This is a genomic window from Pseudomonas parafulva, assembly GCF_000800255.1.
Lineage (GTDB): Bacteria > Pseudomonadota > Gammaproteobacteria > Pseudomonadales > Pseudomonadaceae > Aquipseudomonas > Aquipseudomonas boreofloridensis.
The window spans coordinates 4,332,533-4,345,497 of sequence record NZ_CP009747.1; the positions used below are offsets into that span (position 1 = coordinate 4,332,533).

The following is a 12,965-nucleotide window of genomic DNA, read 5'->3' on the forward strand; positions in this document are numbered from 1 at the left end:
ACCCGCTGCGACGCCTAGTCCAGGCAGCCAATGTTCTACACTCGAATCGGTACGCGAACAGGTAGAGGAGTATGGACCCAGTTGCACTGGCTCAGCGCTTTGAGTCCTGCCGCGCGTACCTTTGGATCTCTATCCAGTGATCGCAAAGTTACGATTATGTTGACCGGCAACGCCTCTGTTAGCTCGGGTTCGTATGCACGTAGTCGAGCCTTTGCCTGTAATCCCCATTGCAGGACCGCTGTGCCGTTGGGGAATTTTGCCCTATGCACCTTCACTGGCGACCACTTACCTCCAGCGGAAATTTGAGCGATCTCATATCCGCTCTGGCCTTCATCGCTGTCCATTGGAACCATGCCTTGGATGGTATCTCCCGTTATCGCACCGAAGCTCAACTCAACGTTAGCGCGCACATATTCGCTGCCCGAGTTGGGGTCCAGTGGGGGGGCATATGCCGCCGTGATGATCACCTCGCCCCGAAATTTTCCGTCCTCAATCAAAACATCTGGGATCGGATAAGGCGTTTTCCGCCAGCGCATGTTGCCCGGTACCAGATTCGCCTGGAAAACGAGGGTGAAACTGTCGTCTGAATCGTAAAGGGCTTTAAGTACGTCTTCAGGGCGGCCTGCACCTAGATATCGGCGATGGTAAGAATCGTAATCAGGCGAAGAGAGCTGCGCTGCATGGATCATTAATGCCTTGACCAACGAAGGCGACGGATTTAGCGATGGACGCCCAGCCACAGCTTGCCATGCGTGGGCTGCCATGCACGATGCGAGGGGAGCCGCGTAACTCGTACCAAAACCCAAGCGCAGCTGATTGTCGGGCCACAAGACTTTGAGGCTAGCCGAGCCGGCGTTCCACGGAGCATGTACTCCTCCGCCCACATGCGTGATGTCTGGTTTCGGAGTGAAGACAGGGCCAGGACCACAACGCGAGTAAGGTGCCGGGTGGCCAATAGCGCTGAGCGCGCCCGCAGCATCAATGTGGGAGATCGAACCCACAGTTAATGCACGAACCGACTCCCCTGGACTCGAAATACGGTCAGCGAGCGTCGAAAACTTTTGCCATTCACGCCGAGGGAGGTCGTTGTAGTTACCGGCAGCTACTACGAAGAGAACCTGGTACTTATCGCTGAGTTGGTCCAACGCCATGGCAATGTCACTGAAGTGGCTGTCGTCGCAAGCGTCACCACCAATCGATATGTTCCATACCTTCACATCCGGGCGCTTTTTCACGGCCGACTGAAGCCGCAGCTCCAGATCGGACATGTAAGAGCCAGAAACTTCCAACGCACAGACGTCATGTACGTAAGCTGGCGTTGTTGGGATCCAAGCGTGCTTATCGTTGAAGAATGCCCCTCCGGCGACCAGAGAGGCTACCGCTGTTCCATGCTCATAATTGGTGTCTGGAGGTAGGACGTAGGGATCCCTCGATTTGACGAAGTGCTCAATCAGCTTCGCATCCGAGCTCACACCGGAGTCGAAGACGGCCACCGTGGGCAGCGTGACGGGTTGTGGAGTTGGCTGAGCTTGGGTGGCTACCGCGCCGCTCATAGGCATTTGGACAGTTGTAACGGGAAGGAAAAGCTTTTCCGCGTAAATTGTTCGAATGCCAGGGAAATCCAGTATCTGTTCAAGAGCATCGTCTTGGATCTTGTCCAGGTCTCGAATGCCAAATACCGGCAGGCCACGTCCTTGGTCGATTTGGACGAACGGCAGCGATAGTGACTTCAAAATCCGCACTAAGGTCTCGTAATTGAACGCGTTGAAGCTGCCCTGTTGGTACTGGAAGAGTCGCAAAACGGCACGACCATTTTCCAGGAGCCGGTGGCTTCCTTCCGGGTTTCGTCGTTGGCGATCCCAAGGCTCAATGGATTCGATCACACTCAGTTGGGATCGAATTTTCTTGGTGTCGCGGTGCAGGATCACACGATCAAACACGTCCAGACTGTTGGCAGAGGCCCCAACGAGCATCTCATCAATCTGACCATGGCCAGCCGGCTGTAGCTTCGCTTCCTCTGCGACCAAGATGGGGCGGTGGGTTTTTGCGATTCCCTTTTCCCGCAGCTTGAGTACCAGGTGCGTCAAAGCCTGGGGATGAAGCATCTGCTCGCGGGAGAGCGCCGATGAAGCACCTGCGAGTGTTCTTGAAAGTGCCTGACGGTAAGCGGCGTTGACCTCTACGAGCTCTTTGCCACCACCGCCACCGCCACCCTCAATTGACGAGAGATCCCCAGGCTGAAACGGGACATGTATGAACGGATTCTCAACCCTCGCATTCAACAGCGGTTGCGCGGGCGTGTTCTTGCGGGCCACTACTGGTCTCCTCCTTGAGGATCTTCGTGATTTGCCTAGTCGACAGGTCGTACAGTCTTCCCAATGTTCTCAGGGAAAAGTACTTTGGTGCCCATCCATTAAGCCACCGAACTTCTGACTCGACAGTAGATAGCACTCGGCCACCAGTAAGTGCAAGATTTAAACCTAGGCGTCGGATGAGTTGGTTTTCATCGACGCTGGATGCGTTCGACAAAACAGCCCCGCGCTTGGTATCGAGGCAGACCTGTTCAATGTTTGCCCCTGTGATTCCGTCAGACAGCTGAGCTAGGACATCCAGATCCAACTGCTCGGCGCTGAACGGCTCCAGGTATTGTTTCCACAGCATTCGGCGCAATGCCAGGTCAGGCTCAGCCATAGGAATTCGGAAACTGAAACGGCGCCAGATGGCTGGGTCGAGCAACTGATCGTGATTGGTTGCAGCGACCAGAATGGTGCTCTCTGGGATGGCGTCTATGTTCTGCAGCAGTGCAATCACCACTCGCTGGAGCTCCCCGACATCACGTTCGTTCCCCCGAGCCCCCGCTAAGGCATCGAACTCATCTAGGAACAGTACACAGGGGCGCTGTTGGGAGTACTCGAACACCCTACGGAGGTTCCGGCTGGTCTGTCCTAGTAGACTGCTCACAAGCGTGTCGCAGCGGACCGTTAGCAGTGGCAATTCAAGGTGCCCGGCGATATACCGGGCAAGCTTAGTTTTCCCGGTACCGGGCGGGCCGTATGCCAGCAAGCGGCTCGGCATGGCAGCGCCCACGCGTGCAAGGTCGTCGTATCGGCGGATATTTGCCAGAAACTCCTGGATTCGATTCTCAACAGCACTGGGCAGCAGCAACGAGCCTTTATCAAGCGAAGGGGTGCTTACGTCCACCGTATGCAGATGGCTTTCACCATCTGTAGGCAGGTTCGAGAAGCTGAAACCATGGGCAGCATCCTGGGCACTGGCTAGCGCTGCAGGAGCCCGCGCAAGGCGCTCTCTGATCATTCGGGCTTGTCGTTTGTCGCCGTCACTCTCCAGTTTGTCTGCCAGGAGGCCGGCATAATTCGAGGCCATGCTGGCATTCGCCTTGAGAGCTCCGTCCAGGATCTTCAAGATTTCTGAGAGGTATTCCACGGGATGATTCGCTCAAAGGGTTATCTGTTTCGGATTTCGGCGTGAGTGTAGCGTATCTGGTCAAAATCGTTTCGCATTACTGTGCTTCTGATTCACTATAGTGACCTGTGGAAATTTGCATTTCTGTCGTAAGGTGGCGGCGCCCTAGGGCTATGGCCTGGCGAGCGATGCCAATGGGGTTGGCTTTCTTGAGGCAGGTATGGAGCAGAACGACCAAATCGAGCCGCTACTGGCGACCGTACATACTCTCCTGAGAGCAGATGGTGCGGATGATGCTGCCGAGATCGTGCAGAAATACCCCGCCGCAGCGGAGCAGACGGGGTATGACAATTGGAATGGCGGCACCAACTACTGGCACATCCAGTTCAAGATGCCTGCTTCTGACTATGCTCGTCTTGGCGCGAAACGCAGCCAGCTGGAAGAGCAGATCACAGCCAAGCTACGCACCGTTACCGAGCATCAGGAGAATGATTGCTACTCTGCAGTGATCGTCCCAGACAGGGAGTTCCGCGCTGATTGGCGGTCGTCGAGTCAGTCAGAACTGCCTAAAAAGGTGCGACAAAACATCTTGGATGGTCTGCGCTTGGAGGATGTCGACTGGAGCGGGCGGCTCAACGATGTGGAATTTTTGAGCCGGTTGTACGACCTGGAAGAAATGCCATCCACGGATAGCCGTTACAAGGATGCTGTTGGCGATATCTGGCAGCATCGCTGTAACAACGATGATTGGGAAAACGACTGGCTCTACAGCGACAGCCGCTTCCGCTTGGCTGAAGGGAGTGCCGATCACTTCCTGCGTTTTCTGTGTGAAATGGTCCATCCCTTGGTGCGACCCGATCGAAATGACGCGCTCAAGCTGGCGGAGCAGTTCAATGATCAACTGAAGGGCGCCGGATGGGAGCTGTATCAGGCTGAACTCATTGCTGGCCGACCGAGATTTGCGTTTCGGTCTCTAGAGCATAATGGTGGCCGCTCGGTACTCCGTGCTAAAGCGGTTGCAGATGCACTGAATGCAGGCTGGATGGCCAAGCAAATCGAACGTCTAGAGCTCGCCGTGGATACCGACCCGGAGTTGGCGATCGGCACCGCTAAAGAGCTTGTGGAGACCTGTTGCAAGTCGATTCTCACCAAGCGTGGTATCGCCTTCACCAAGTCAGACGACATGGGTGACTTGACGAAGAAGCTCACCAAAGCTCTTCAACTTGTGCCAGAGGGCGTAAGTGATGCTGCCAAGGGGGCTGAGAACGTTCGACTGATACTGCGCAACCTCACCCAGATCACGAGCAATCTGACACAGCTAAGAGGCCTTTACGGGACGGGACACGGAAAGGACGGCCAGTATCGTGGTCTTCAGCCGAGGCACGCTCGGTTAGCTGTTGCAGCGGCCGTCGCGTTTATCGACTTTGTGTCCGAGACGCACCGGCACCGGGAACACACGGAAAACGCCGAGAAGGCATGAACTGAGTAGGCGGTCCAAGGGGCTGACCGGCTAGGTTCAGCTCGACTGTTGCAGATGTTCAATTCGTCTGTAGGTCTCATAAAGCGAGATCATGTCCCCTTGGGCCATCACCTCCAGGGGAGAACGTCCTTCGAAGAAATCATTGGCATTATCCAGGTTTGGGAACCCTTGAACGTTTTCTTGATTTGCAAAGACCGTTCGCAACGCGGCATGAATGTTGAGCACCAAGCTGATTCGCTGCTGCTGATCCAGATCAAGGCGTACGCTGGCGCTGGAATCCCGTGAGATCTTCTGGCGGGTCGCGGTGGATAGGCGAAGAATGCTTCCGACCTGCTCGGTGGTCGCGTTCCATCCATCAAGAATTCGCAGGGCTGCCCTTAACCCTACGGCCAACTGATTTTGAGTGAGCTCAGCATTGGCGCCCGTCATTTGAAATCTCTCCATCACCGCGTATCTACAGCCCAAACCGCTGCTTGACTAGCTGATCATGAGGACCGGTTTCCTCACCACAAGCTTCTCGCCCATCTTCTCACCAGTCCAGGCCATCTGGAAATGGCTGCGGAAGATCATGAGGACTGGATGGCTTCAGTGCTGCCTCCAGCTGAAGCACTCCCACTGCCTTTTTGAACTGACGTGGTGATCTCTTGGAGAAAAGATCGGGTTAGCCCGTAGGCTTGTCTTTTTTGCAGAGCGCTGACCAGCCTTGGAAGCGCCAAATAAATTTGCTTTTTTTTCAATGGAAGCTCATGAGACTTCAGCAAGTTGTCAGCAGTCGATTTTAGCGCTTCTAGCAAATGCAGATCACGTTTGCTCCAATCAACGGCAGAGTGATTTCCGATTCGTCCGTTTGGAAGCCCTCTAAGCCTACTGGTCAGCCATTCCCTGTCGTTTCGGTAAAGCCAGACATACACTGCTGGGAGGCGGCATCTAATTTGCTTTGCGCTATCTTTCGAGAATGTCTTTACGGTGTTTTCCCAGATCGACCTTCTTTTAAATTTTTCGTTAGATATTGTTTTTTCTTTCCACGCATTGGCTACTGATGGCTCTGATCGCATCAATTTGTTTATAGTCGAAATCGTTATGCCGAAATCCTCACACAGGCTATATTTTGATTGACCCTGAGAAAGCCTGAGTAAGATAGCAGCTCTGATATCTTTCTTTAGAATCTTTGGTCGCCTAGCGGCTTTGAATATTTCATCTGAGGAGGAATTTATCTCTTTGACACGGTTAACTGGACTGACAAGGCCTGGCGAAACTTTTTTTGATGGCGTGTAAGAATTGACTATCTGATCGTGTAACTTGATGAAAGCAGCGACAGATCCAAACAGCCAAGTAATGAGCGTGAGGTGCTTCAAGGGGTGGACGTGCCCCCTTGGACTGCGCACAAGCCCCCTCAAAAATGTGACGGCCTCATCGGGGCTTCTGGGCATGCAGCTAAAGGGTTGGTAGGCCTGAAGTCCACTGATGTGGAGCCAAAGCGCACTGGCGGCTGCCTCCTGTCCAGACCTGCGTTCACCGTACTGAGCCAACGCTGTCCTATACACAGCGTTGACAGCGCTTGGATCAAAAACCCTCTGGCATCCGAAACTTGATAAGCCGATGATTGCATCGACAAGATCTTCCAGCACTTTCCGGGTCGTGGCTGTCGTTTCAACTCGAGGGACAGGTAGGAGATCTTCTTCTTCGGGCAGTAACCACTCGAATTGACCTGACCACTGTCTATTCTTTGTACTTTCTCGGAGATACAAACCGTGCACAGGGCAAATTGTCACCCCTGGATACTGATGAGATAGATGCCAGTAGGCCACGCCGACACGTATACGGTCGCATACCATACATGCAATACAAGCTTTTAAGGGGTGTTCCGCACCGAAGCGGTTTGTTAGCAAACCCAGACGGTACTTCAGTGATCCCAATCTCGGGCCTAAAAGTGCTTCCTTTGCAGCAAGCACATTTTTCTTAGATTGAAAGGAGAAGAAAAATGGAGCAATGGTGTGCTCGTTTATGATGGATTCAGGAGTACCCCAATGAGTAGTAAGTTTATTCAAAGCGCCTAAATTATAATTAAAATCGTGAACATACTTTTTAGTAGTGCCGAATAGCCACTCGCTAGTAGCGGCTGAGTCAATGCTGCAAAGGTACACATGCTGCCTGCTGCAGATGCTGAAGAAGGTTTCGTCTTCGAGCCAGTTTAATGCAAGTCGCACCATGGCTTTCACCATCGCTCAATACATTAATTTTGCCGATTATCATAGTAGGTGGTGTTGCGTTACGCAAGAAGTGTTTGGGAATGATAATCGTTTATCTCAATATATAATTCTCAGAATTGTATATTAAGGTCTGCTCCGGTCTCGTATTTAGGCAAGGTAAAAAAGAGGGCGTGCGTGCACTAATTAACTTAATCCAGTTGCCAACTTTTTATTGTCAGGTGGGAAAATGCAGCGGTACTATTGCCAGTTGTGCAGACGCGGTACAACGGCCTGCATCAGGGCTGGCGTTCAACGCAACCGCTACTTTTTTGAATGGTAGGAGATCACATGACATCTAAAAGCTAGCCAAGAGAGCTAATAGAAGTCAGGTAGACAAAGACCCCAGTGCGACCTGGGGTCTCTGTGGATAAGTCAGTTTTGGAAGCCTGACCCTTCCATTGTCTATCCCTTGCATGTGGGACGTCAAGTCCCGCACGACTTCGTTCATCCACAAGAAAGTTGGCGTTATCCACAGCGCAAGGTGCTGGCGGATGCCCGGCCGGCAAGGGTTTGCTGCAGTCCTGACAAATTATCCCCAGTCAGCGCTGCGGCTGCTTTCCCCACCATAAAGGGAAGAAAGACATGAACAGGCAGCATCAATTCGACCTCATCATGAGTCGACAAAGAGACTTTCAGTGGGGCGATCCGTACGTTCCTTCAACGTTGGCGGTTCCTCGAGAAGCCCCTAAAAAGTCCCGTATCTCGCGTCTGAACAGCCGAAAGCTCAATCGTGCTATCCATGCAATGTCCAACCCTGAGCGTGTTTTCATTCAGCTGGCTCTGCACTCTCCATGCTTGCTTGATATGCATGAGCAGCGAATGCTCTCGCCATATGAAGCTCGCCACCCGCTGAGTGGCCATCCGTTTATGAAGGGTAGGTTCCCGGCGCCTGTTCGTGGCACTGTAGAAATCGCCAATGAAATCGGGTTCAAGCATTTCGAAGTAACAGTGCGGGTTGGAGGTGTCTGGCGCAGGATGCCGTTCCCTTATCAAGGCGACCTACTCCTCTATTTGCTGGGTGCCAATGGCGTCCCTTACGCCGTGAATTGGACGGTCAAGGATCAAGGCGCGGCTTTTGGTGAGCGGCGTATCTCCAGTCTGAAGACCCCGGCCCAGCAGCGGAAAGATCGAGAATACGCGGAAGGACGCGCTGAACTGGAGGCGGCTTACTACGCAAGTGCTGGCATCAGGACGGTGAAAGCGTCTTTGGACAGCATTGCTCCTACCGTACAGGCCAACCTTGGCCTGATTTTTCCGATGCATGGCTTGTCGCTGTCCCACCCCATAGAGCTGCTGTCCGATTTCAGTGCAGAGGTCAAAGAATTCATCGCCAAGGGTGAGCCCGCCTTTCTGGTGATTTCTAAATTTAGTAAACGTTGGGGCGCTCCTAGACAGTTTACGGCGCGGTTTTACCAAGACATTTGGGAAGGAAGGTTGAAGGTAAATTTCTTCCAGCCAATCCTCATTGATCACCCTCTGGAAACAGAGGGAGGTGATCTGATGCAGGTATACGACTCGCTTTTTACGGAGCAAGTCTCATGATTACTGGCGCTCAATTGATCGCACCCGAAGGGTTTGGGGAACTCTGCAAAGGTGTTACTTACTACTTTCTTGTGAATGATCCAAGCCATAACCGAGCTCGGCTAATAGAGTTCATCATTGGGAAAAATCCTGTTCCGATCCTGATAACTTTAACCTCAACTCAATTCGAAGAAGCGCTAGAGACCGGAGTACTTCTGGAAACCGGAGTGGTAGATAAGTATCCGCCCTGGCTGAAACGTATCGAAGGTGTAGCCATATCTCACCTAGAGGAGTGTCGCGTTTCTGCCAAGGAATCCTATGACGAAAAGGTTAACCGTCGTTTCCTTGCGATTTCTGACCTGGTGCGCGACACCAAAAAAATTCTCATCAGCAAGAATCCAAACGCCGTGATCAATGCTTGCGCCAATGCCTCTATCCCTAGACAGAATGCTGCGCGGCTACGTCTGTGGTTCTACGCCTACATCACGTTTGGGCGTAACAAGTGGGCGTTGATGCCACGAACTCACTGTATAGGTGGGTGGGACAGGACGGGACCAAATCGCACGGTAAAACTCGGACGGCCTTCTCCTTTGGGTAAGAAGGCAGGATATCCCTGCGATTTGGAAATGCAGAAGAAAATATGCTCGGGTTATGTACGATTTACATCACCATCCCATACTTGGCATAGAATTCGTCGTGAGATACTTATCAATGAATTTGGGTGTCGTGCGATTGAAAAGTCTGGGAACTATATGTTTATTCATCCCGAGGGGCTTCCTTTTCCGTCTCTAGCACAGATTCAGTATTGGATCAGAAAGAATTTCAGCTTGCGAAAGCGTGAAGTCGCGCAGAAAGGTGCGAACAAGGCGCGCGCTAGGGCAGGTGATAAAGGAAGTTTCTCAGAAAAATTGATTAATGTTAATCAGCTTTCTGAGTTCGATGGGTACTATATTAGTGAAAAACTAAGCGGCCTGACTGAGGGAAGTGTAGTTGACTCCTTTTGCGTCGTTCGTGCAGTTTGCGGTGTATCAGGAGCCATCGTCGGAATTGGATTTTCCGAAGGTAGGGAAAACATGGAGTCCTATCGGATGTGTTTATTCTCCATGGCTTTGAATAAGGTCAAATTCTGTGAGCTTTTTGGCGTTGAGATCGCGCCCGAACACTGGCCCTGCGAGGGCTTATCCGGTAGCGTCGTCTTTGATAGAGGCCCCGGTGCAAATTATGATGTCGAGCCACAGATTAACTGGCTCGGTGAGCTTGAGCTAACGCCGGTATTTTCGGGTCAATCTAAATCGACAGTCGAGTCATCGCATCCACGCGATAAAAATGATCTGGAGCAGCCAGTAGTCGTCCAAAGCAAACTGAATTTCGTCACCATGGCCAGGCGGGAGATCAGGCAGGTGCTGGAGGACAACCTAGGGTCTGATGCTACCCGTAGAATGGAGGAGGCCCTCATTCTCGCAGGAGTAAAGGCCACACCTATCGGGGTTTGGAATTATTGGAGTGGACGTGGGCGTGATTCATCTATCGGAATGCAGTTCGAAACTGCCGTTAGATCCTTCCTTGCTCAGCATCCTGCAACCATCAAGCAAGACGCCGTGTATTTTTATGGCCGAAAATATAGGTCGCCCGAACTAGAAGCTACAGGCGTTTTTGACCGAGTATCAAAAGACTCTGTGATTCAAATAAGTGTCTACGTGCTTACCATGTGTGTTCGCCATATTTGGCTTGATCTAAACGGTGTTTTGTACGAGCTTGATATGGTGCGCACTATTAGGACCCTTGGGGGGGAAAGAGATATCTCTTTGCGTAAGCTACAAGAGATTGACGGTCTTAGGCGCGCTGAGGTAGCTAAAATAATGGAGCAGAGATCGGCGTTGCAGCAGGTCCAGCGGGATGCTTTCAAGCATGAAACGGGAGAGGATTGGCAAGCAGTTAAGCGCATAAAGGGACGGCCGTCAAAAAGCGCAGCTTCAAAGCGTGATAAATCGGATTTCGATAGAAGCCGAGGGAAGTAGAGATGAGCGGATCACTGCAAGAACGCTTCATTTTCGCCATGGATAATGAATTTGTCCGGAAAGCGATTACTGTGAAGCCTGATCCCGTTTCCGCGCTAGCTAGCGCGGAGCCATTCATGGCGGCAACAATACTTGCCGATGCATTAAAGCAATCGTTCATACCTAATCAATTTTCCCTCGATTTTATACATGAAATGGTTGGTCGAGCTTTTATGCATCATTGCTATGTTTTTTCAAGCGAGGCCGAGCATCAGGCGAAGATTTATACTCCTCCCATAACGGAAGTTGTACCAATATGCCTAACGGGTTTGGCGGGATTGGGTAAGAGTCGTACAATTGATGCTTTGAAAAAAGTAATGCCGGCTCCATCTCAGTTTCATTCGCCATACTTTGACGGGGCACTGAATCTAGAATCCTACTGGTACGCAAGTGCGGAAGGAAAGGAGAGCGGCAAGAGCTTGCTCTTATGGTTTTTGTTTGGAGGCTCAGATCGAAAAAGTGGTAATTTTGATAGGCTACTGCTTGAGTGTCGGCGCCGTGCATACAGGGATATAGTTTCGTTGCTTTTACTTGATGAAACTCAGCACATCAGCCTAGGTTTAGGTATAGCGAGGATCGTTACTATTCTGCTGACATTGATGCGAATAGGCCCGCCAGCAGTTTTCGTATCTAACTTCAGTCTTGGGCATAAGCTCTTCAAACGCAACAATGAGGACAAGCAGCGTTTACTCCCCGAACCTCGGATCATGCTGCCCGATGAGGTTGGCAGTAAGGACTGGAAGGCATATGCAAATGAGTGCGTCAGGGTCAGCGGCGGTCATATCCGCACCCGAGGAGGAGATTTTGCCGCAGAGCTCCATCGATACACATTCGGGATTAAGCGGATCGCGGTGCATCTATTGAAGCAGGCATACATCGAAAGTCGAAAATCTGGACGGGCCTGGATTGAGATGGATGACCTCGGTAGCGCCTTTCGTTCTGCGGAGTTTTCCGCCAACGCGGGCGATGTCCAAGCTCTCCATAATTTGGCATTAGGTGAACGACGATTGCAGAAGGCTCGCCCCGATTTGTGGTGTCCGTTTGATCTGCCGACGGCTTATACGAGTAGCGTTGCACAGTCGGTCATTGCCGAGCGAGATAGACAGGTGGCCGAAACGATCTTCGATTCTGCCCTCAACGCGGCAGAGCGCACCGCGAAGGCGCAAATTGTACAGCCTAGTGACAAAAGGCCTAGCAAAAGCTCTCGGAGGCCGCCTGCAGCAAAGCTGAGTGAGGAGGAACAGAAAAAACTGTTCTTCGAATATGAAAGCAGGGGTCAGAAGCCTTCTAAGCAGCAAACGCGCTGAGAAAAATTCTATTAAGTATAGGGTGGCTATCCATTTGCCGTCTTCAGGTGGTCAAGCCCAGAGGTTTTGCTTGATCAACTGGCCCCCCGGTGAGCATCTTTGAGGCAAAGCAGGCTCTATCCCGCTCGAACGATTGTGGAATCTAAGGCTACCGGATAGCTTGTAGGTCACTGACGATAGCTCCCACAGAGACGCCGACATGTCCCTTGCAGCTCAAGAGCGTAGTGCTCTCTCAGCGTTACTTGCACGCACAGCTGACAATTCTGCTTTCTACACGCTGCTCACAGCGGCTGACGGGGTGCGCGAGATCAATGAGCTGGCAGGTCTTAAGGTTGACCCTCGGTATCGTTTGGTTCGTGTTGACCGTCGGCTGGGACCGGCAAAGAATGAGTTCGAAGTTGCCCTGGTCGACGATATCGAGATGTCAGTGGCCTTTTACGACAAGGTCACGCTCGTGTGTGTCCCAGAAGTCAGTAGCCGACTCCTTGCGCGCAACTCAATCTGGCGATCGGCGAGTAGCCGTCATTCCCCAGCTCTCCGCGATATTTCACAGCAGGTGTTTTTCAACTACATCGTTCAGCACTACGACATCGTCCTAGCAGCGGACACGATGACAGATGGCGGCAATTTTAATTGGCACCGCCAGGTCTCTAGGGCGATTGAGAAAGGTCTCTACGCCTTCGTGTGCGACCCAACAACGCAAGCCCTTCAGTCAATTCCAACGCAGGGCGCGCTCAACGATTTGCTGGATCAGGCATGGTCTGATACCAATCATGAGGCCTTGCGAGCCGTTATCTCGCTTTCTCCTTTGGCCAGTCGTCTGGAAATAGACAATAAGCCCGTGTAGCGCTGCGTGTAGGTTTTGAATGCTGGTGACCGTTGCAGCAGAGGATCTACGTTAAGTCACTTACTGCAGCATCTGAGAAGA

General features: G+C 52.0%; 9 protein-coding genes. 5 read left to right on the forward strand and 4 right to left on the reverse strand.

What is annotated here, in order from left to right:
• Positions 1–35 precede the first annotated feature (35 nt).
• Together iteS and iteA are read right to left on the reverse strand one after the other, a co-directional pair.
• Positions 36–2,315: a S8 family anti-phage peptidase IteS gene (iteS, locus tag NJ69_RS19010; protein WP_039582308.1), complete on the reverse strand. Its 2,280-nt coding sequence runs from the start codon at positions 2,313–2,315 to the stop codon at positions 36–38.
• On the reverse strand, positions 2,266–3,444 hold the full coding sequence (gene iteA / locus NJ69_RS19015; RefSeq protein ID WP_019470297.1) for an anti-phage ATPase IteA: 1,179 nt from the start codon (positions 3,442–3,444) through the stop codon (positions 2,266–2,268). Before iteA ends, iteS begins: the two co-directional genes overlap by 50 nt.
• 199 nt (positions 3,445–3,643) lie before the next feature.
• On the opposite strand from iteA, the gene NJ69_RS19020 reads away from it, so the two are divergent.
• On the forward strand, positions 3,644–4,903 hold the full coding sequence (locus tag NJ69_RS19020; RefSeq protein ID WP_039582309.1) for an abortive infection family protein: 1,260 nt from the start codon (positions 3,644–3,646) through the stop codon (positions 4,901–4,903).
• A 36-nt stretch (positions 4,904–4,939) separates the two neighbouring features.
• Here NJ69_RS19020 and NJ69_RS19025 read toward each other — a convergent pair whose 3' ends face one another.
• Both NJ69_RS19025 and NJ69_RS22515 read right to left on the reverse strand, forming a co-directional pair.
• A complete protein-coding gene (locus tag NJ69_RS19025; RefSeq protein WP_039582310.1) occupies positions 4,940–5,332 on the reverse strand; it encodes an antitoxin Xre-like helix-turn-helix domain-containing protein in 393 nt (130 codons plus the stop codon).
• A gap of 137 nt (positions 5,333–5,469) precedes the next feature.
• Entirely contained in the window at positions 5,470–7,113 is a 1,644-nt protein-coding gene (locus NJ69_RS22515) for a TnsD family Tn7-like transposition protein (protein ID WP_162889577.1), read from the reverse strand.
• Between the two features lie 621 nt (positions 7,114–7,734).
• Here NJ69_RS22515 and NJ69_RS19030 point away from each other — a divergent pair.
• The 4 genes from NJ69_RS19030 to NJ69_RS19045 all read left to right on the forward strand — a co-directional run bounded on the left by NJ69_RS19030 (position 7,735) and on the right by NJ69_RS19045 (position 12,884).
• Positions 7,735–8,694, forward strand: coding sequence for a hypothetical protein (locus NJ69_RS19030; protein WP_039582311.1), 960 nt, complete (start codon positions 7,735–7,737; stop codon positions 8,692–8,694).
• Positions 8,691–10,691: a hypothetical protein gene (locus NJ69_RS22965; protein WP_039582313.1), complete on the forward strand. Its 2,001-nt coding sequence runs from the start codon at positions 8,691–8,693 to the stop codon at positions 10,689–10,691. The genes NJ69_RS19030 and NJ69_RS22965 overlap by 4 nt, the downstream gene beginning before the upstream one ends.
• 2 nt (positions 10,692–10,693) lie before the next feature.
• Positions 10,694–12,037, forward strand: coding sequence for a hypothetical protein (locus NJ69_RS19040; RefSeq protein ID WP_052192157.1), 1,344 nt, complete (start codon positions 10,694–10,696; stop codon positions 12,035–12,037).
• A gap of 199 nt (positions 12,038–12,236) precedes the next feature.
• Complete coding sequence (locus NJ69_RS19045) at positions 12,237–12,884, forward strand: hypothetical protein (protein WP_039582314.1); 648 nt, start codon at positions 12,237–12,239, stop codon at positions 12,882–12,884.
• Positions 12,885–12,965: the final 81 nt, after the last annotated feature.

What these genes read in the sequence shown, in the direction of transcription:
- NJ69_RS19025 (WP_039582310.1), bottom strand. Translation starts at nt 5,332, where the DNA reads ATGACGGGCGCCAATGCTGAGCTCACTCAAAATCAGTTGGCCGTAGGG.
- NJ69_RS19030 (WP_039582311.1), top strand. Translation starts at nt 7,735, where the DNA reads ATGAACAGGCAGCATCAATTCGACCTCATCATGAGTCGACAAAGAGAC.
- NJ69_RS22515 (WP_162889577.1), bottom strand. Translation starts at nt 7,113, where the DNA reads ATGGTGCGACTTGCATTAAACTGGCTCGAAGACGAAACCTTCTTCAGC.
- NJ69_RS19020 (WP_039582309.1), top strand. Translation starts at nt 3,644, where the DNA reads ATGGAGCAGAACGACCAAATCGAGCCGCTACTGGCGACCGTACATACT.
- NJ69_RS22965 (WP_039582313.1), top strand. Translation starts at nt 8,691, where the DNA reads ATGATTACTGGCGCTCAATTGATCGCACCCGAAGGGTTTGGGGAACTC.
- NJ69_RS19040 (WP_052192157.1), top strand. Translation starts at nt 10,694, where the DNA reads ATGAGCGGATCACTGCAAGAACGCTTCATTTTCGCCATGGATAATGAA.
- NJ69_RS19045 (WP_039582314.1), top strand. Translation starts at nt 12,237, where the DNA reads ATGTCCCTTGCAGCTCAAGAGCGTAGTGCTCTCTCAGCGTTACTTGCA.